The organism is Dyella sp. (assembly GCF_051954575.1).
Lineage (GTDB): Bacteria > Pseudomonadota > Gammaproteobacteria > Xanthomonadales > Rhodanobacteraceae > Dyella_B.
This window is the reverse complement of record NZ_JBQCHP010000168.1, coordinates 1-21,331: the sequence shown is the minus strand read 5'-3', so window position 1 is coordinate 21,331 and position 21,331 is coordinate 1. Positions and strand designations below refer to the sequence as shown.

The following is a 21,331-nucleotide window of genomic DNA, read 5'->3' as shown; positions in this document are numbered from 1 at the left end:
TCGGGGCCCCTAGGGGGCGGTGAAGGGTGGGCGGATCAGCCCGCAGGGAAGCCGGCATGGATGTCGGCTTGTTTTTCGTCAGCCCACGGATGGGCTGTCGAAAAACCCCGCCCACCCTTCACGCACTTGGCGGGCATGGATGCCCGCCAAGCGCCCCCTCGGGGTGCCTTCTCTTTGGTTACTTTCTCTTGGGCACGCAAGAGAAAGTGACTCGGTCCGCAAGGGCCGAAAGCGCCGCAGGCAATTTCCAGGCATCGCGCAATGCACAGGCATGGCGATGTTGGGGTTTACACCCCAACCTACAAAAAATTCCCCGCGAGGTTGGCCCCTCACCCCAACCCTCTCCCCGGAAGGGAGAGGGAGTCACGTTCATTGGCACCAACATTGCTCCCACCCTCGCATACCCGGCACCCGCGCGCCGGAAGCGTCAGATTTCCGACGCCCCCGCGCGCCCGCGCCATCGATAAAGACGAGGAAACCACATGCGTTGCATGCTTGCGATTTGCGCGGTGTTCAAGGACGAGGCGGCGTACCTGCGTGAATGGGTCGAGTTCCATCAGCTCATGGGCGTGGAACGCTTCTATCTCTACAACAACAACAGCTCGGATCGTTACCTCGACGCGCTGCAGCCGCAGCTGGCCTCCGGCGCGGTAGTGCTGCACGAATGGCCGCAGCATCCGGCACAGTTGCAGGCCTACGAGCACTGCCTGAAGACGCACGGCGGCGAGGCGGACTGGATCGCCTTCATCGACGTGGACGAATTCCTGTTCTCGCCCAACGCCAAACTCTTGCCGGACGTGCTGGCCGACTATGCCGACCACCCCGCTGTCGGCGTGAACTGGGTGATGTTCGGTTCGTCCGGCCACACGCAGAAGCCCGAAGGCGGCGTGCTGGAGAACTACCTGCGCCGCGGCGAGCTCAACGGCGGGGTGCAGTACGCGCATCTGCGCCTGCCCGACGGCAGCTACCGTTCGGAGAACGCACATATAAAAAGTATCGTGCAGCCGTCCCGGGTGGTGGGCTGCAAGAACGCGCACTACATGGTGTACGCCGACAACGCGCGCGCGGTGGACGAGAACCGGCAGCCGATCGACGGCCCCTTCACCGCCAAGGTGTCGGTGGATGCGCTACGCATCAATCACTACTGGAGCAAGTCCGAAGAAGAATGCCGGCACAAGTTCAATCGCGGCTTCGCCGATGGCGGCGGCGCGCGTGATTGGAGCGAGTTCCTGTCCCACGAAGCGATTCTCAACAGCGTGCATGACGACATCGTGCTGCGGGTGATCGCCCAGCTCGGCGTGCTGCCGTCCGCCTGGCCGCTGGAAGCCTTCGTGCAGAACGACGAAGGCGTGTGGCATTTGCCGCTGCGCGACCGTCCCGTGCACAAGGCGATCCATCCGGTCGCCACCGCGCTGTACGACCTGGTGCGCGAAGCAGACGATACCAGCGTGTTTTCGCCTGTACTGGCGAAGGAAATCCATAGCCGCACCAGCGCGCTGCATCTGTCGCCGCGGCGCGCCAATCTGCTGCAGGCCTTCGATACATTCCCTGCCGGCACGCGTGTGCTGGAGATCGGCTGCGGCGGCGGCGTGCTGACACGCGCCTGGGCCGAGCGTGGCTGCAGCGTGGATGCGATCGAGTTCACGCCGCACTGGGCGCGCGTCGCCGCAGCGCGCCTGCGCGATTGCTCGCAGGCACGCGTCTTCCAGGCCAGCCTGCGCGAGCTGGCATTGCGGCCGGATTACGACGTGGTGATGCTGACGATTGCGGACGATTACGCCGAGGCATGGCCCCGCGGCGCCAGCGTGCGCGACGCCATCGCTATCGCCGCAAGCGCACTGAAACCCGACGGCAGCCTGATCCTGGTCACACCCAACCGCCAGGCTTCGCCCGCACAAAAACATGTTCCTTCGCGGGCGTCTATCGAGGCGGCCTTGCGCGCCGCCGGTCTTGCCGCGATCGACGTGCGGCTCGCCTTCCCCGACGCGCTGCTGCCGGAAGTGCTCATTTCCGCACAGGCGCAGGACGCCGCTCCCGCACTGCGGCTGGATGATTTGATCGCGCAACGCCCGCTGCTGCGCGAAGCCGGTGCGGAAGCGATGCAATGGGAGATGCATTTCGAAGCCGGCACCTTGGCCGATTACGCGCCGGGACTGCTGCTGATCGCCCATCGCCGCGGGGCGCCTTCGCTATTGCGCCGCGACGTGCAGGCGCAAAGCTTCGCCGACAACCGTGTGCCCGCCGGCAACACAGTCACCGAATACCTGCTGCACAAGGGCCGCGTACAGGTCGCGCCGCGCGCGCTGTCGCCGCAATCCAGGTGGACCGGCTCGGCCTTCGACCCCGTGCGCGAGCCGTACCCGCTCGCTGCCGGACGCTCCTTGCTGGTGCTGATTCGCCGCGTCATCCACGAGCAACGCGCCGACCTGCTGGTCGCCTTGCTGCGCAAGTGGAGCGCGCTGGTCTACGAGCAGGCGGGCGAAGACGACAAGATTCCTGGCGAGTGGATCGACGCTCTGCCTGCGCATATGTACCTGGACGCCGATGGCGACAGCCTCGTCTTCCGCGGCAGCGAATGGCGCGCACGGCAACCGGTGGAGAAACAGATTCCGGTGTATGTCGGGCTGTGGCAGATCGCCTACGAAGCCGGGCTGGAAGCGCTGCTCGGCCTGGCTTCGCCGCTTGAACGCGTGACCTGGCTATGCAAGCGCCTGATGCTCGACGCGTCGGCGGAATGGATCGGTCACGGCCGCAACATCAACGAGGCCTTCGCCCGCGAAATCCACGAAGGCGATTGCTGGAACCGCACCGACCGCCATCTGAAGATCATTCCGGAATGGCTGATACCACCGCCGCCTTCGAATCTCTACAAGCAGTGGCAGGCGCAGCAGCAGCTCAGCGAGCAAGCCGTTGCACAGGCGCTGCGCCGCATCGAGGCACTCGGTTCGCCGCAGATACAGGTGATCGTGATCGACCAGGCCAACGACGTGGATGCCATGCGCGCCACGCAAGCCAGCCTGGAAGCGCAGCAGTACCCGCATTACCACGTGAGCGTGCTCAGCAACAACGGCGACCCCATGCAGCGGCTCAACGATGAAATCGCCGCAAGCGATGCCGACTGGGTGCAATTGTTGTACGCGGGCGATCTGCTGCATCCGGCGGCCTTGCTGCTGTTGGCCGAACGCGTGGTGGCGCATCCGTATGTGCGCGCGGTCTATGCCGACGAAGACACGCAAGCAAAGAGCGGGGCCTTCGAACAGCCGATCTTCAAGCCTGACTTCAACCTGGACATGTTGCGCAGCTATCCCTACGTGGGCCGCGCACTAGGCTTTGCACGGCAACGTTGCCTGGAACTGGGCGGCCTCGCCGTGCACTACGGCGACATGGCGCCCTACGACCTTTTGTTCCGCCTGATCGAGACGGACGGCCTGCAGGCCATCGGCCATATCGGCGAGGTGATGTACCGCGCCGCGCTGCCGTACAGTCATTGGCTGGGGACCGAGACGGTGAAGGCGCACAGCGGTGATATCGTGTCCGGCCATCTTTCGCGCATCCGCATTCCGCATCGCCTGGAAGCCGGCGCATTGCCCGGCTTCAACCGCGTGGTGTACCAGCATGCGCGGCAGCCGCTGGTGTCGATCATCGTGCCGACCAAGAACCAGCTGCCGCTGCTCAACGGCTTGATCGACAGCCTGCTGTCCAAGACCAGCTACTTCAACTACGAGCTGCTGATCGTCGACAACAACACCGACGAGGCGGCCGCCTGCGCGTATCTCGATGGCATCGAGCGTTTGAACAGCCAGCAGCTGCGCGTGCTGCGCTATCCGCATCCATTCAATTATTCGGCGATCAACAATTTCGCCGCGACGCAGGCACGCGGCGAATACCTGATCCTGCTCAACAACGACACCGCCGTGCTGCATGCGGACTGGATCGAAGCGCTGCTCAACCATGCGCAGCGACCGGAAGTGGGCATCGTCGGCGCCAAGCTGCATTACCCCGACGGCCGCATCCAGCACGGCGGCGTGGTGCTGGGCTTGCGCGGACCGGCCGATCATCCCTTCATCGGCCAACCGATGGAAGCGGACGGCTATATGCACCGCCTGCGCGTGGACCAGAACTACACCGCGGTCACTGCGGCCTGCCTGATGATCCGCAAAGCGGTCTACGAAGAAGTCGGCGGCTTCGACGAGCAGGATTTCAAGGTCTCCTACAACGACGTCGACCTGTGCCTGAAAGTGCAGCAGGCCGGCTACCTCACCGTGTGGACACCGTACGCGCGCCTGATGCACATCGGCAACGTCAGCCAGAACAAGGTCGACAAGAGCGCGCAGGAGGCCAAGGAAAAACGCTTCCGCGGCGAACAGGGCGCGATGTACCGCAAGTGGCTGAAACTGCTTGCGCGCGATCCGGCCTACAGCGTGAACCTCAGCACCGAAGGCTCCGGCTTCGAACTCGACCCGCTGCGCAGCAAGGCCTGGCAGCCATTCGCCAGCCCGTTATTGCCGCGCATGTTCTGCGTGGCCGCCGACGAACACGGCTGCGGCCATTACCGCATCCGCCAGCCATTCGCATCGATGCAGCGCCAGGGCATGGTCGAAGGCGTGATCGCCGGCGTGCATCTGACACCCGTCGCCATGGAACGCTTCCAGCCCACGTCCTTGGTGCTGCAGCGGCAGATCAACGAACACCAGATCAAGCTGCTGGAAAACTATCGCGATTATTCCAGCGCTTTCAGAGTGTTCGAACTGGACGACCTGATCCAGCAGATTCCGGTGAAAAGCATGTTCCACGGCATCATGCCCAAGGATGTGGTGAAGTCACTGCGCCGTGCGCTGTCCACCGTGGATCGCTTCGTGGTTTCCACCGACGCGCTAGCTGACGAATTCAAAGGTTTCCACGGCGACATCCGCGTGGTGCTCAACCGCCTTCCGGTGGACTGGTGGAAGGACCTTTCCCCGCAGCGACGCGTAAGCCGCAAGCCGCGCGTCGGCTGGGGCGGCGGCTCCTCGCACCGCGGCGACCTGGAACTGATCGCCGACGTAATACGCGACCTTGCCGGTGAAGTGGAATGGGTCTTCTTCGGCATGTGCCCCGACAAACTGCGCCCCTATGTGCACGAGTTCCACACCGGCGTGCCGATCGAGGAATATCCGCGCAAACTCGCTTCATTGAATCTGGACCTCGCCCTTGCACCGCTCGAAGAAAACGCCTTCAACGAATGCAAAAGCAACCTGCGCCTGCTCGAATACGGCGCCTGCGGCTTCCCGGTGATCTGCACCGATATCGTTCCCTACCAGGGCGACTTGCCGGTGACGCGCGTGAAGAATCGCTACAAGGAATGGGTGAGCGCGATCCGCATGCACCTGGACGATCTGGATGCGACCGCGAAGATCGGTGATACGTTGCGCGATGCGGTGCTCAGGGATTGGTTGCTGGAAGGCGACAAACTGACGGCGTGGCGCGATGCGTGGTTGCCGAATTGATCCAGTTGTTCCGTAGATCCGTAGGCTGGGTTAGCGCAGCGTAACCCAGCAATGTTGGTCGCTCGATGCAAGCTTGCTGGGTTACGCTGCGCTAACCCAGCCTACGTGCTGCCCTTACCGTCCTCTGCGCGCAATCAGATAGACGATCATGACAACTGGCGCGCGGCCCTGCATAGCAGATGCGGCATTCACAGCCTATTGACATCGCGCCCCGTGCGCCCAGAATGGGGAACACCTCGTAAGTCAATCGCATGGTTCACCCAAGCACAGGGGACAGGGAATGATCAGACGCCGAAGCGCGACGTAGACAGGGAATAGGGGAAATCCACGGCAATCTACCTTCGCAAAGCAGGCCATGCTTGTGGTTGATTGTTGCGTGCCTGGTTTGCTGCCACGGCATTGTCGACGCGCAATGGAACACCCGTGCATGAACTTGCAGTGCGGCTGGGGCGCGCGAATCCGGCAATAACCGGAATGGTTTTCTGTTGCTTGCCGATTATCCGTTTTTCGTGACAAAGGCACGGAAAGCGCGTGTTCAAATTTAGGGGGATGGATGCTCTTTGCAACGAAGCGTATATCGAGGACCGGCTTGTTCGCGGGCCTGTCGCTGATCCTTTCGTCTATGGTGGGAGTGGCGTTCGCGCAGGACGACACCACCATCAAACAGATAAACGCCCCGCCGGCCGCCCCGAAAGGTCCGGTACTTTCTACGATAAACGCTCCTGGATTCATACCTCCCAAGATCACGGCAGGTAATGTTGGCACGTGGGGCTCCGCTGTGGGTTTCCTTTCGCTCCCTACCGGCAGTGGCACGGTCCACAACGGGCACGAGTTCCTCACTTCGAACAAGCAGCCAACCCAGAGCACCACCCAAGACCCATGCGATACGGTGGCCGATCCCATCCTGCCCAAAACGGGCAGCAAGGTAGAGACTTATCCTATCTTTGCGATGCCCGGCGAGATGGGCCTGAAGCTCGTCCTCTATTACAACACCTCCCGCGTAGGTGGCTTCAACTGGTCGACCAACCTGGATTATTCGCTGGACCTCAACTGCGAGGACACCCCCAACCTGACCGGGTCATGTAATTTTCTCAGCGTTTATCGCCCGGATGGATCCAAGTTCAAATTCGGCAAAGCCGGCGTGGACTCAGGAAGTCCGCCTCCCGACCCAAAAAATATCACCACGCTCACGCTCGATGCGTCGACGGGCCACTACGTCTTCCATGACGAGGATGCAACCACCCAGATCTACGACGCCAATGGCAACCTCATCGCCATCACGGATGCCTCCGGCGTAGGCTGGACGATCAATAAATCGGGCAGCACTACGACCGTTACCCACACGAATGGCCAATCCATCCGGCTGACATCGGTAGCGACAACATCGCCTGTGACAGTCACCCAGACCGTTACCGATCCGGCTGGCAACGCATATACGATCGTCTACGGTGGCAATGGCGGAAGCGTCAACGACATTTCGTCGCTGAGTTTTCCGGGCTCGCCATCCACCACCGTGTCCTTCAAATACACTTCGCTACCGGTCTCGCCGTTCCCGACCGTGCTGAGCGAGGTGGACTACAACGGCACCCCTCACGACTACACTAGTTACGTCACAACAGCCGGCACTTACTACGGCTGGGCGTCGGGTACTCATCTTGCCGATGGTTCCGAAAACACCTCGGTCAGCTACGCCACCGACGCCAGTGGAGTGCTGGTTGCCACCATCACCAATCCGCTGGGTCATCAATCCACGCACACCTATGCCGGAACCAACGGCGCGGGTGGCGTAGCCAATGGCGAGCTGAGCCTGGTCGGCGACGACGCGGTACAAACCTGCGGCGCGACCGTGCATGGTCTTTCCTACGATGCCAACGACCACGTTTCAGAGGAAATCGACAACAACGGCAACACGCATACCTACACCTATGCCACCAATGGTCAGCTGCAGACCGAAACAGAAGCCTACGGCACGCCCAACGCCCGCACCACCGATTACACGTGGGACCCCAATGTGCTCCTCAACCGCAAGCTCAGCGAAACCATCGAAGGCGTTAGAAAAACCACTTATACCTACGATGCACATAACCGCCTGGCTTCCGTATCCGTCACCAACCTGACAATGGCATTGCCAACCAGACGCTGACCACGACTTACGGCTACACGCTGTATGGCAACGGCATGGTGCAGACCGAGACGGTGGTCCATCCCTCCCCGAACAACAGCGATACGGATACCTATTCGTACGATGCACTAGGCAACCTCACGTCGTTCAGCAACGGCCTCGGGCAAACCACGACCTACAGCAATTACAACGGACTGGGTCAAGCGGGCCATATCGTGGGCCCGAACGGCGATGTCACCGACTATACGTACGATCCACGCGGGCGCGTGGCGACCAAAACAACATACCCGAACGGATCTTCTGCCACCTGGACCTACGCCTACGACGGCTTCGGCGAGCTTTATACCTTGACCGGGCCCGATGGACAGGTCACTACCTGGAACCGCGATCCGGCCACCATGCGTGTCATGTCCATCACGCACAACGACAAGGACGGTACCTCGACCGAAAGTTTCGGGTATGACGCCAATGGCGAGGTGACCAGTCATACCGTTGCGCGCGGCAGCAACACGACACTGGTCGAAACCAATAAATACGACTCGCTCGGCCGTATCTACCAGAAGCTCGGCCAGCATGGGCAAAGCCTCACATACGCCTATGACGGCAACGGCAACGTGTTGTCGACGACCGATGCGGTCGGCCATACGATCGCCTACCAATACGACGCGCTCGATCGCGTTACCAAGAAAAGCGAAAGCGGCGGCGCCAGCCCCTCCATACCCGCTACGGCGCCCGCCCTCAATGGCCCAGGGAACAGCGCCAACGGCAGCTACACCATCAGTTGGAACAGCATCACCGCGGCGACGGCATACGTTCTTCAGGAACAGGTCAATGGAGGAGGCTGGAACACCATCCAGAACAACGCCAACCTGAGTTGGGGCGCAAGCGGTAAGAGCAGCAGCACCTATGGCTATCGGGTCATGGCCTGCAATGCGACCGGTTGCAGCCCATGGAGCAGCACGGCCACCGTATACGTCACGCAAATTTTCGGCTACATCGACGGCGTTGCTATCGATGGATCGGGCAATGCAAGTACTGGCGGCTGGGCGTGCTCCACCGGGTTGGCGCAATCGATCAACGTGGACCTGTACGTGGGTGGTCCGTACGGAAGCGGCACGTTCGTTGGTCGCTACATCGCCAACCAGAGCAGTGAGCCGGCGGTGGCCAATGCCTGCAGCGTCAGCAGCGGCAGCTATCGCTTCAGTATTGCCTTGTCGACGACCACGCGCGGGCAGTACGCAGGCCAGGCGATTTACATCTATGGGATATCCCCGGTTGGGGCGGCCAACTTGTTGCTCAACAACTCCGGCAGCTTCACTGTGCCAGTCAATGAGCCGGCTGGGGCACCGTCCTTGAGCGCACCCGGCAGCAGCAACACCGGCAGCTATACCGTAAGCTGGAGCGCCATCACCGGCGCCACCAGCTACGCCCTGCAGGAGCAGATCAACAGCGGCAGTTGGAACACCATCCAGACCGCCAGCACCACCAGCCGGGCGATCAGCGGCAAGGGCAACGGTAGCTACGGCTATCGAGTGCAAGCCTGTAACGGTTCCGGCTGCAGCCCGTGGAGTGTCGTGGCCAGTGTAACGGTGCTGTTGCCACCGCCGGCGACGGCCGGTCTCACGGTGCCGGCTACTAGCTCAGGCAGTGTGGCGGTGAGCTGGTCGGCCAGCAGTACCGCTACCAGCTACACGTTGCAACATCGGTTGGGTGCGGGTGGCTGGAATACGGTCTACAGCGGAGGTGGCACCAGCACGGCGGTGGCGGAGAGCGCGACCGGCACTTACAGCTATCAAGTGCAAGCCTGCAATGCGGGTGGTTGCAGCGCGTGGACAGCCAGCAGCGCAGTCGCGGTAACGATTCCTCCCGCAAGCGCGCCTGGCCTCAGTGCGCCATCCACCAACGCCACCGGCAGCTACACGGTGAGCTGGACGGGTGTAAGCGGGGCGACCAGCTACACCCTGCAAGAGCAGGTCAATGGAGGCGGGTGGAGCACCGTGCAGGCTGGCGGCAATACCAGCTGGGGCGCCAGCGGTAGAGGGACCGCGACCTATGGTTATCATGTCCAGGCGTGCAATGCGGGCGGCTGCGGACCATGGAGTGGAATCAGCAATACGGTAGTAACCATACCGGTGCCCATAGCCATCGACGGCAATAGTTACAGCGAGTTCGCTTCCATCAGCGGCACCGGAGGCGTTGCAACCATCGGCTTCCTGATCAGCGGCAGCACATGGCAAGTGTATGGTGCTGCGCCTTCAGGTAATACGGTAAAGGCCTCCGGTTCCGTCCCAACCACGGCGGTCACGGTGCAATACACCTGGACCAATCTTGGCGTTCCTGCTGGCGATACGGATTCGGGTGGTACGGTAACCAATGGCGCCCCCTCACCGACTGCATTGAGCGGTAATCCGTCGAGCCACTACACGACCAATTCGTATACCAAGGCCTCTTCCACGCACGGCCGCAGCTACCAGCTACGGGTGGACTTCTACAACGCCGCCGGGGCGAACGTATCGTCTTCCACCTGCACGCTTACGGCAGAGACCCAGGGGATAAACGGATGATCCGCTATGTGTCCCTGGTTTCGATCATTCCCGTCGCGTCTTTGGGCTCTTCGCTCAAGCAAGGATTAGCTATGCGCCGTTACCATCGTTGCATGTTGCTTCTGGCAAGCAGCATGGCCGCCCTGCCCGTGCACACGGCGCTGGCCCAGACCATCGTTACCAGCTATAGCTACGATGCGGGCAACAACCTCACATCAGTAACCGATCCGCGCGGACTGGTCACCTCCTATACCTACGATGGTCTGGGCCAGCGTTGGCAGCAAGTGAGTCCGGATACGGGCACCACCGGCTTCAGCTACGACGGCTACGGACGCGTCGCCAGCATGACGCGCAACGACGGCACCGTCACAAGCTACGGCTACGATGCACTCAACCGCCGCACCAGCATCAGCGCCGGCGGCCAAACGCAAACGCTCAGCTACGACAGCTGCACCCATGGCATCGGCCGTCTTTGCGCTGCCGCCGATGCCAACAGCACCACCTCATACACCTATACGCCGGAAGGCTGGTTGTCGGGCCGAGGCTTTTCCGTCAACGGCACGACCTATTCGCTCGGTTACGGCTACAACGCGCTAGGCCAGCTCAGTGCGGTGGTCTATCCCGACGGCAACCAGGCGCTCTATACCTATACCAACGGCGTGGTGTCCGCCGTGCAGGTGAACATCGGCGGCAACGTCTCCAACGCCGCCACCGCCATCACCTACCAGCCGGGCAGCGCGACCATGTCGCAGTGGACGTCCAGCAACGGCATCGTCAATACCCTGGGTTACGATACGGACGGCCGGCTGACCGGCATTGCCGCCGGCAACGTGCAGAACCTCGGTTTCTCCTATGACGCCGCCAACCGCATCACGGGCATCACCAATGGCATCGACGGTTCGATGACGCAGGACTTCGGCTACGACGCCATGTCGCGCCTGACGTCGGTGTATTCGGGCGCGGACAACGAAGCGTATCAATACGACGCCAACGGCAACCGCCTCAACGCGGTGGTCAACGGCAGCGCCACCACGGTGACCACCAGCGCGAACAACAACCAGCTCACCGCGCTATCGGGTGGTTTAAACAATACCTACGGCTATGACCCGAACGGCAACCTGACCACGCAAAATGGCGTCGTCACCTTCAGCTACAACGCCTTCAATCGCATGGTTGCGGCCGGTGCGAGCAGCTACGTGGTCAATCCGGAAGGCCAGCGTCTGGAAAAAATCGTGTCCGGCGCGTCCACCTTCTTTGCAGCCGATAAGAGCAATTCACTGTTGGCCGAAAACCAAGGCAGCGGATGGGTCGACTACGTCTGGCTCAATGGCCGCTTGATCGGTCGACTGTATGGGACGCAGATGCTAGCCATCCACGATGACCAGGTAGGCCGCCCGGAGGTGATGAGCAACGCCGCGCAGACGGTGGTGTGGCGCGCCCAAAACCAGGCATTTACCCGGACAGTGGTGGTCAACAACGCGGGGGTGCCGTTCAACATCGGCTTTCCGGGGCAGTATTTCGATGCGGAAACGGGTGTCTGGTACAACGGTTTTCGTGACTATAGCTCGGTGCTAGGAAGGTATTTGGAAAGCGATCCAATCGGTTTGGATGGGGGCATCAATTCCTATGCCTATGTCGAGGGTAACCCACTTTCCTATACGGACCCTTTTGGCCTAAAGAGCTGTAAATCACGCAATTGGTCCAATTATTGGAACGATTACGCAAATTTCGTTGATCAATATGGAATTAACCTTGGGCCATATGCAGCAGGCATGATGGGCGGGGTTATGCCAAAAACCTGGGCACCGGCCACAGGCTTTAGAGGAGCGTTGCTTGGATCATCTAATCCGTTAACTAGCGTGCTGCGCGGTTTTGGCGTGAGAGCCATGGGTAGTGCGATACCACGCCTAGGATCTTCAGCTATTGGGGTGGCTACCGTTGGAATTGGTATGTACGATGCAACAATTGAGATGGAAGGCCTTTTTTATGCGATTCCAAGTCCAAGTGCGAGCTCAAATTCAAACCAGGACTCGAACTCAAGCTGTTCCTGCCGATGAGGAAGCATCATGGGATTTTTGCTGCTGATATTATTGTTGCTCTTCGCATTCAGCATCTTGTTTTTCAGGATGCGGGCTCGAAAGTCCTTCCTAAAAGGACGTGAACCGAAACAACTTAAGGAAATTTACGCGGAAATTCCTGACCAAATTTCATTCAGTGTGTTCAATGAGGTCTGGTCAAAGGTTGGTGAAGCATTCTCTATCGACCCACGCCTCATCAAACCTGACGATACATTGAAGGCGCTGAGTAGCATCGATAGTTGGGATCTGGGAAAGGGCGATGACGCCCTCAGTGAATGGGTAGGACGAGAAAACCTAGGAAAACTGCCGACACTTACTACCATGCTTGATTTTGCAAAATGGATTCAAACTACTAAATATAAATAAATTTAATGCCCGCTCGAAAATGCCGATATTTGCACTTCCTAACTTAATCCGCTCAATCTGCCTAGCGTCATTAACCACACTCCATCATCAAAATATTGATCCCAACGAAGGAAACAAACATGAAACGACGGATCGCCGCCACCTTCGCTCTCATGAACATTTTTTTCGCAGCCACGTCGGTCTACGCAGCGTCGCAGGAAGCCGAAGCAAGCATGCTCGTTACGGGTAAGATAGAAGTTTCGCAGGATGGAAGCATTCGAAGCTATACGTTTGATCATCCGGAGAAACTGCAGGATGTGGTGACGAAAGTCGTTGTGAAAGCAATGACTGCGTGGCGGTTTAAGGTGACAAGTGGCAAGCCGGTCAAGGCGGATTTTAGTATGCGACTGGTTGCCAAGCCCGTGGACGGCAAGCAGTTCCGCGTGGGCATCGCTGGCGTCGATGTTACGGAGTCCGGTGATTCAGCGAATTCTGTTCAGTCGTTACGGCGCAGGGTGATTGTTTATCCAATCGAAGCCGCAGAAGCCGGAGTGGGCGGCACGGTCTATCTGCTGGTGCAAGTGGGAAAGGATGGCTCAACCAAGAACGTCGCCGCGGAGCAGGTCAACCTCACTGCGCGTGGCGATGAAAAGGACATGAAGCGATACAGGGACGTGCTCGCCAATGCAGCCATAAAGACGGCCAAGTATTGGACTTACACTATTCCAACCAGTGGGGACCAGGCGAAATATTCATTTTGGTACGTACGGATACCCGTTAATTTTGAGATGTATGGCGTTGGCCTTCCTCGGCGAGAATATGGGCAATGGGAAGCCTATGTACCCGGCCCTCGCTTGCCCATTGCCTGGTTGAAACAAACGCCGTCATATACATCCCCTGACGCGATTCCGGCTGGCGGCATTGCCCAGGTTGACAGAGAGCTGACTCTGCTCGCCCCACCTGAAGGACCGTGAACCAAGAGATTCCACGGTGGAAGAATGCACGCTGCATGATATCGGTCACGCATCAGCGTGCGATCTGAAGTCGCTATATGTTGTTCGGCACTTTTACGTAATTCAGGGTGAAATATGCACGCGATCCTTAAACGCTGCCTATTTGCAGCACCATTGTGGATCTTGGTTACGGCGGCCCAGGCCCATCTCGCACCAGGCGACACACCGCCGGATTTTCTCGGCAATACGCGCGCGGAAGACGCCGTCCACCTGAGCGACATGCACGGCAAGGTCGTGGTGGTTACGTTCTGGGCATCCTGGTGCCACTACTGCCAGGAGGAATTGCCGAGCCTGGCGGGCATCCAGAAGCTTGTCAGTCCGGAGCAGTTGCAGGTGGTTGCCGTAAATCGGGACGATCGCGATACCTTTCTCAAGCTCGATCATTATCTGGCGAAGAAGACGCCGAGTTTGATTCGTACCTTCGACCCGGGCCCGGTTGGGAAGGCTTATCAGATCCACGGCATTCCTAACACGTTTCTGATCGACCGCGATGGCAAGGTGGCCTATGTCTACGTGGGCTACAGTGACGACATGCTGGACAGCATTGCCAGCGATATAAACAGCTTGCTGGCGAAACCCGCGCAAACTGTGGCCTCGCCATCATCTTGATATGGTGCGCGCTCAAACGACTCTTGGGATACCTCGCCGCATCCCTGCGACCTCGAACACAGATGCGGGCAGGTTTCGCAGAATGCTTCAACGAGGAATTGTTGGGTTACGCTGCGCTAACCCAACCTACTCCAGCTTACTGAGCCAGACGCGCATCATCGGGCAACGGGAGCTGGATGAGCCGGCATGGCATTGGCTTGAGCGGTAAGCACCGTTCTTCGTAGGTTGAGGCGCAAACCCCAACTCGCCATGCATGCGTGGATTGCGATGTTGGGGTTTGCACCCCAGCCTACGCATCAATAGTTGACTGAGTCAACTATATGGACGTACCTTCTCGGCGACCGATCGCGAGGTATGCCCCATGTCCGTCTCCGAATCGCTTACGCAGCAGGCCGAGGCCGTTCGCAGTTTTAACCGCTTCTATACGCGCCAGATCGGCGTGCTCGACGAAGGACTTCTGGCCAGCCCCTTCACGCTCACGCAGGCTCGCGTGCTGTTCGAGCTGGGCACGCGCAAGACTGTCACCGCCAGCGAAATCGGCGAATTGCTGGGGCTGGATGCCGGTTACCTGAGCCGCATGGTGCAGGGCTTCATGGCGCAGGGGCTGGTAGCGCGCAAGCCCTCAAAGGAAGACGGCCGGCAATGGATGCTGTCGCTCACCGCCGAAGGTCGCAAGGCATTCCGCACGCTTGATCGCGCCTCCCATACGCTGACGGCGTCGCGTCTTGCCGGCCTGTCGGAGCCGGCGCGGCATCGCTTGCTAACGTGCATGCGCGACGTGCGGCAACTGCTCACGCCCGCCGATGAAAACACCCGCATCGTTATCCGCACGCATCGTATCGGCGACATCGGCTGGGCGATCGAACGGCACGGGCAGTTGTATGCGGACGAATTCGGCTGGAACGGTGAATTCGAAGCGCTTGTCGCCACGCTGTTCGCCCAGTTCGCCAGCAAGCACGATTCCGCCAGGGAACGCATGTGGGTGGCCGAAGTGGATGGCGAACGGGTCGGCTGCGTGTTCGTGGTGCGCAACGCGGAAGACCGGACTGCCGCACAGCTGCGCTGTCTGCTGGTCGATCCAAAGGCGCGCGGCCTGGGCATCGGCAAGCGGTTGGTGGACGAATGCGTCGCCTTCGCGCAAAGCGCCGGCTACGCAAGGATGCTGCTATGGACCAACGACATTCTCGTCTCGGCCCGGCGCATCTACCAGGCGGCAGGATTCACGCTGGTATCGGAAGAGGCGCATCACAGCTTCGGCCATGATCTGGTGGGGCAAGTGTGGGCGCGCGACCTTACTTCAGCGTAAACAACTTGCCCGGCACATTCTGAAAACCGGTCGCACTCGCCAGCATCGTGCCGCGCTGGTACGAGAAGCTCTTGTCGGTGGTCGGCTGGAAGAACTCGATGAAATCCAGGCTGCGCTTGCCGAGCACGAAGCCGCCGATCAGCGGCGGGTTGACGGCGTACATCATCGGCACCAGCGCCATCATCGAGCTGGCGGGTACGCCGATCAGGTGTTCTTCCAGGTCGCCGCTTTGCTGGCTGTCCTGTGGGTAGAACCACAGCGGCGTACTGATGAACAGGAACGAATCGTTGCCCATGCTGGTGAGCAGGGTGCGCAGCAGCCATTTGGCGGTTTCCGCCGACAGATGTTCGATCACATCCAGCAGGCAGATGATGTTGTATTTGGCGAAGCGATCCGAAGGGATGCTTTGCGCCAGGCCGTGCCACAGGTTGCGATAGATCTTTCGCTCGAACAGCGCCGGGTTGTTGAACGCGCCTTCGAAGCCGTCCACGCCATCGACGGACCAGTGCCGGGTCGCAGGGTGGCTCTTGATCAGTTCGCCCAGGCCGCCCTTGCCGAAACCGATGTCGAGCACTTCGACATTGGCCGCGTTGTCCGGCATGGCATGGAAGATCAATTCCTTGGGCGCTGCCGATTCGCCGCCGGGCAGCAGCTGGGTGTTGACCGGATCGATCAGCCGATAGTCTTTGACGATGTGGCGAAGCATGGCGAGCCCTTGAATGAATGGTGTATCAGCGCAGGTAGTCGAACAGGCTGGTGCCCTGGATCTTCGCGAACACTTGCTGCGAAGCCTGCAACGCGGTCGATTGCAAGGAGAGATTGCTGATCGCCGTGGCCATGTCGACGTTCTGCACGTCCGAGAGTGCGCTCTTGTAAGTGAGATCGAGATCGGAATAGTTGCCGCTTTGCTGCTGCAGGGTGTCGATGCGGCTGCCGACCGACACCTGCGCGGTGGATACCGCGTTCATCGCCTGGTTGAGCGATTCGAGCTGGCGGTTCAGCGTGTTGTTGATGGCGGTGGTGCTGCCGCCGCTTTGCAAGGCGGCGATCATGTTGTTGAGTGTGGTGAAGACGTCCTGCGTGTTGGACGCATTGTCCGATTGCACCTTCACCGTATCGCCCGCCGCCGGCGTGCCGCTCATGCCGATGGTGATGCCGTTGAAGCTGATGCTGCCGCCATCGGCATAGGTGCCGGTAACGGGATTGCCGCTGCTGTCGGTAACTGGATTACCGGATGCATCCGTCACGCTGTAGCTGCCGTTGGCGCCGAAGGTGATGGTGTCGTTGACCGGGCCGGAGGCAGTAGCCGCGCTCCATGCCGCCGTATTGGTGACGCTGTTGGCGCCCACCACCAGCGTGCCGGTGTTGCCGCTGCCAGCGCTGGATACGAACGAACCGTTGCCGGCCGGCAGGCTCATGAAAATCGGGCTGCCGGCATCGCCGCTGGCTACCTGCAAACCGCTGCCGATCGCGGTGAACGATGGCTGGTCGTTGCCGGCGTAGGTCACCGCGCCGGTGCTGCTGTTCATCACGAACGGTGCAGTGGTGGTGCTGGTGCCGGCGAACAACGCCTGGCCGTTCGCATCGGTGGTGTTGGCAAGCTGCACGAGCTGGTTGCGGTATTGCGTGAGCTGCGTGGCCATGTTGCCCAGATCGGTTGGCGACATCGCGCCGTTGATCGCGCCCAGGCCCAGGTCGTTGACGCTGCTCAGCAAGTTGTTGATGGAAGTGAGCGTGGTCGATTCGGTCGACAGGCGCGTATTGGCGCTGTTGATGTTGCTGGAGTACTGCGTGTTCTGCGCCAGGATGTGATTGAGCCCCACGATCTGCGCGGCGCCGGTGGGATTGTCGGAGGCGACATTGATGGCGTTGCCGGTGCTCACCTGGTTCTGCGTCTGCGCCAGCGTGCTTTGTTGGCTGAGCATGGTGCTGAGCTGCTGCTGATACATCCAGACGGTGGAGATACGCATCATGACGGGTAACCTCAGCCTCGTTGCAGGGCGGTGATCAGGCTGGTGAAAATCTGTTCGGCGGAAGAGATCACTTGCGCCGACGCCTGGTAGGCCTGCTGGAACTGCACCAGATTGGCCGCTTCCTGGTTCAAGTTCACGCCGGCGTAGCTTTGCTGCGTGCTCATCGCCTGGTTGTAGATATTGGTTTGCGTGGTGACTTCGGCACTGGCCTGGCTGCCGGCACTGCCGATCTGCGCGGTGAGCGTGGCGTAGCTGGCCACCACGGACACCTTGCCGCCGCTCAGCACGCCCGCATCGGACAGTGCGGCGAGCGACAGCGCATTGCTGTTGTCGTTGAGGCCGCTGGCATTGGCGGCCACCTTGAAGGTATCGCCGCTGGCCGGCGCGCCATTCAAGGCCAAGCTCCAGCCGTCGGCGGCGATCGGCTGGCCGGCCGTGTACGTGCCGGTGGTGGTGTTGCCCGCGCCATCGGTCATCGAATAATTGCCGCCCGCGCCGAACGTGATGGTGGCGCCGGCCAGCAAATTGCTGTTGGCCGAATTGGTTACGCTTACCGAACCCACCTTGCCGGTGCCGGTGTTGGTGGTGCCCGCCGAGGCAGTCAGCGCGGCGGCGGCGGCGATCCCTTTCGGATCGGTCATCACCATGGAAAGCGAAGTGGAAGCACCGCGCGTCGGCTGGATTTCGTAGCTATCGCCGGTCTGCGCCGTGCCGGACACGCTGAAGGTGAGTCCATCGGCCGACAGCGTGCCGTTGGCGTTCGCGGTCAACGCCACGTTCTGCCCGCTGGTGGTCGCGAGCGTCCAGCCGTTGGTGCCGGTCCCTGCACCGGTGTAGCGCAGCATGTAGTCGGACGTGGTCAGTTGCGAGACGTTGCTGACGGATGCGCTTACCGTTGCGGCGCTGGCGGAATTCTTGCCCGATGGCAACACCGCCGGCGAGGACACGCTGAAGATCGGCTGCCCTTGCTGGCCGTTGAGATCCAGGCCCGCCGCCTGCTGCGCGTTGACGCTGGAAGCGAGCGCGATGGCCGATTGTCCCAATGCATTCTGCGCAGGTTGCAGCACCGTATCGCGATAACCGATCAACGCGCCCAGCGTGCCGCCGCTCAACTGCGAGGTGATGTCGTTGCCGCCGCTGTCGAACACATCGGTGCTACCCGGGTCGTATTGATTGGCGCCCGAGGTCAATGCATACGCTTGCGTCCCGCTCACCAGTGTGCCGCCGGCCGAGGTGTACACGCTGATCGAGCCGTCGTTGTTGGTGGATGCCGAAATGCCGGTCAGGCCGGCCAGCTTCTGCACCAAAGTATCGCGCTGGTCGAGCAGCGCATTCGGATTGCCGGTGGTGCCGGCCTGCTTGATCTGGCCGTTGAGCTTGGCGATCTGCGCGGCAATCGTGTTGATGCTGCCGACGGTGCTGCCGATCTGCTGGTTCACCTGCGTCGACTGCTTGCTGAGCTGTTGCCCCAGCGTGTTGAACACGGTGGTGAGCGACGATGCGCTGCCCAATGCCGCCTGCCGTACCGAAGAGGAACTCGGCGAATTGGCCACGCTGCTGAAACCACCGTAGAGATTGTCCAGCGCTGTCTGCAGGTTGCCGCTGTTGGCCAGGAAACCGTTGAGCGAAGTGGTGAGATCGTTGGTGGTGGTGGCGCCTTGCAGGCTGCTGCTGCTGCTCCACAGGGCCTGGGTCAGGTACTGGCTATAGGCGCGCTGCACCGCGACCACGTTCACGCCCGACCCGATCGTGTACTGGCCGGTGTTCGACGTCACCGCCTCAGCCTGCAGCACGCTTTCTTCGCTGTAGCCGCTGGTGCCGGCGTTGGCGATGTTGTTGCTGACCGTGCTCAGGGCGACCTGGGCGGCGTTGAGACCGGAAATGCCGATGTTGAGCATGCTGGACATGGAAGCGCATTTCCTCGGTCAATGGCACAAAACGCTGTTTCGCCCGGCCGTCATTCCGGCGAACGCCGGAATCCAGTTGAAACACGTCGTGCGAAGCACACAAAAATCTGTTTCGAGTGCTTCGCACAGCATATTTAGCCTGGATTCCAGCGTTCGCCGGAATGACGCCGAGGCAGGATTCGGGTACCCGCGCAATTCGACTCTCATAAATTCGGCACCCCCACCGTTTTCTTGAGCGCCTCCAGCGCCTGCCGCATCGCGCCGCTGTTGGCGATGGCCGCCACCTTGCCGGCGTAGGCCGGGTCGGTGGCGTAGCCGCCTTCGACCAGGGCATGCGCGTAGCCAAGCACGTCGTCGCCATGGCCGCGGGCCTGGGCGTAGCGAGGGTCCTTGCCGATCAGCTCGGCGTAGTCGGCCAGCGATTCGGCGGTGGATTTGTAGGAGCGGAATTGCGCCTGCTTGCGCACGGCGATGCCGCCTTCGTATTCCACCGTCGGCACGCTGACGCGCGAACCGTCCCAACTGCCGCCGGCCTTGATGCCGAACAGGTTGAAACTGCTGCTGCCGTCGGCATGCGTGGGCATGCGTTTGCCCCAGTTCGTTTCGAGCGCGGCCTGCGCCAGCACGGTGCGCACCGACAGGCCCAGTTCCTTCGCCACGATGCTGACCTGCGGCGCGAGTTCGCGCACGAAGGTTTCCGCATCCGGGGGCAGCCAGGCCATCGCCTTGTGAGCAGTGGAACGTGTGGCATCGGCCAGATCGAACAGGCGTTGCTTCCAGCCGTCGACCATTCCCGTGGTGGAAGGATCGACCGCGGCGGTTTTGGTTTCGCTGCTTTGCGCGTGGCCCTGTCCGCCGAGCTGGTGCACCAGCATGTCGGCGATACCTAAGCCTTTGCCGTGCTGCGCGAGATTGAGCGACAGCTGCTGATCGAACATGTCCTGCCAGGTATTGGTGGCCTGGCTTTCGAACAGGGGATCGCCGAAGTTCGCCTCGCGCATCGATTTCAGCAGCATTTGCGTGAACATCGACTCGAACTGCTTGGCGACCGCCGGCAGCGCGGCATTCTGGTTCGTCTCGGCCTGATGGCGCAGCGCGCCGAACCCGGACAGATCGGTCCAGGTGCTGAGCGTTTGCGTTGCGACGTTGCCGAGATCAGCCATCAGTGCGTAGGTTGGGGTGCAAACCCCAACCTCCTCCTGAATGCATGCATTGCGACGTTGAGGTTTGAACTTTGACGGATCCTCACGTTTTTGTCGTTTGAGAAGGTGATTCCGCGAAGGACGGTAGCTGCGCGTGGGAGTGGACGATTGCCTGCGGCGCTTTCGATCGCCGTAGGCGCTCGAGTCACTTTTCTTTGCTGGCCCAAAGAGAAGTAACCAAAAGAAATGGCCTTAAAGGCTCGTGGCATAGGAGGGATACAAGCCCGAACGTTTCCATCAATGCGGAAAGTTGGTCGCCCAAGGTTATGCGTCCCGGCTATTCCGCGAGGCGCCCAAACGCTGAGGGGGTTAACGAGCCCACGCCGGGTTGGGGGCGGGGGTTTAGCCCCCAGCGGGTGGGGGGCGCGGGGGCGCGGAGTACTTCCTGCGATTTCCCCACCCCCCCACGCCCTGTTTGGCCCCCCCCCCGCCCCGGCGCCTCGCGGAATAGCCGGAATGTAGAACCTTTGGAGACTAACTTTCTATCTAGACGTGAGCGTTCAGGCTTTTTAACCTTCCCATGCCGTGAGCCTGTTGGGCCATTTCTTTGGGTTACTTTTCTTGACTCCGGGCATCCTGCCCTTCGCCCTTCGGGCCAGCTTCGCTGTTTGTCCTGGTCTAATGGTTTCGGACACCACGATAAGGGATGATTCCCAATCCGAGACCGCTACCGATGAAACGATCATCCCGCCGAACTTTTGATACCGCCTTCAAACTGCGCGTGGTGCAGATGGTGAAGGAGCAAGG

The 21,331-nt window shown here is 60.7% G+C and carries 12 protein-coding genes; 8 read left to right on the top strand and 4 right to left on the bottom strand.

What is annotated here, in order from left to right; all coding sequences use genetic code 11:
- Positions 1 to 482 precede the first annotated feature (482 nt).
- The 8 genes from ACTHNE_RS19905 (at position 483) to ACTHNE_RS19870 (ending at position 15,502) form a co-directional block, all read left to right on the top strand.
- Positions 483 to 5,486 (top strand): glycosyltransferase, encoded by a 5,004-nt coding sequence (locus ACTHNE_RS19905; protein WP_440270127.1) that lies wholly within the window; start codon positions 483 to 485, stop codon positions 5,484 to 5,486.
- Positions 5,487 to 6,075: 589 nt separating this feature from the next.
- Entirely contained in the window at positions 6,076 to 7,629 is a 1,554-nt protein-coding gene (locus ACTHNE_RS19900) for a DUF6531 domain-containing protein (protein WP_440270126.1), read from the top strand.
- A gap of 35 nt (positions 7,630 to 7,664) precedes the next feature.
- On the top strand, positions 7,665 to 10,172 hold the full coding sequence (locus ACTHNE_RS19895; protein WP_440270125.1) for a hypothetical protein: 2,508 nt from the start codon (positions 7,665 to 7,667) through the stop codon (positions 10,170 to 10,172).
- Positions 10,173 to 10,264: 92 nt separating this feature from the next.
- Positions 10,265 to 12,208, top strand: a complete 1,944-nt coding sequence (locus ACTHNE_RS19890; RefSeq protein WP_440270124.1) for an RHS repeat-associated core domain-containing protein — start codon at positions 10,265 to 10,267, stop codon at positions 12,206 to 12,208.
- Between the two features lie 9 nt (positions 12,209 to 12,217).
- Positions 12,218 to 12,595, top strand: coding sequence for a hypothetical protein (locus ACTHNE_RS19885; protein ID WP_440270123.1), 378 nt, complete (start codon positions 12,218 to 12,220; stop codon positions 12,593 to 12,595).
- Between the two features lie 119 nt (positions 12,596 to 12,714).
- Positions 12,715 to 13,548: an energy transducer TonB gene (locus ACTHNE_RS19880; protein ID WP_440270122.1), complete on the top strand. Its 834-nt coding sequence runs from the start codon at positions 12,715 to 12,717 to the stop codon at positions 13,546 to 13,548.
- A 114-nt stretch (positions 13,549 to 13,662) separates the two neighbouring features.
- Positions 13,663 to 14,196, top strand: a complete 534-nt coding sequence (locus tag ACTHNE_RS19875) for a TlpA family protein disulfide reductase (RefSeq protein WP_324946519.1) — start codon at positions 13,663 to 13,665, stop codon at positions 14,194 to 14,196.
- Between the two features lie 361 nt (positions 14,197 to 14,557).
- The gene (locus tag ACTHNE_RS19870) at positions 14,558 to 15,502 is read left to right on the top strand and encodes a bifunctional helix-turn-helix transcriptional regulator/GNAT family N-acetyltransferase (protein ID WP_440270121.1); all 945 of its coding nucleotides are present in this window, start codon (positions 14,558 to 14,560) and stop codon (positions 15,500 to 15,502) included.
- Here ACTHNE_RS19870 and ACTHNE_RS19865 read toward each other — a convergent pair.
- The 4 genes from ACTHNE_RS19865 to flgJ form a co-directional block, all read right to left on the bottom strand.
- A complete protein-coding gene (locus ACTHNE_RS19865; RefSeq protein WP_324946523.1) occupies positions 15,489 to 16,208 on the bottom strand; it encodes a methyltransferase domain-containing protein in 720 nt (239 codons plus the stop codon). The genes ACTHNE_RS19870 and ACTHNE_RS19865 overlap by 14 nt on opposite strands.
- A 25-nt stretch (positions 16,209 to 16,233) precedes the next feature.
- A complete protein-coding gene (gene flgL, locus ACTHNE_RS19860) occupies positions 16,234 to 17,475 on the bottom strand; it encodes a flagellar hook-associated protein FlgL (RefSeq protein ID WP_324946525.1) in 1,242 nt (413 codons plus the stop codon).
- Between the two features lie 11 nt (positions 17,476 to 17,486).
- Positions 17,487 to 19,382: a flagellar hook-associated protein FlgK gene (flgK, locus tag ACTHNE_RS19855; RefSeq protein WP_440270120.1), complete on the bottom strand. Its 1,896-nt coding sequence runs from the start codon at positions 19,380 to 19,382 to the stop codon at positions 17,487 to 17,489.
- 203 nt (positions 19,383 to 19,585) lie between these two features.
- Complete coding sequence (flgJ, locus tag ACTHNE_RS19850) at positions 19,586 to 20,545, bottom strand: flagellar assembly peptidoglycan hydrolase FlgJ (RefSeq protein ID WP_440270119.1); 960 nt, start codon at positions 20,543 to 20,545, stop codon at positions 19,586 to 19,588.
- Positions 20,546 to 21,331: the final 786 nt, after the last annotated feature.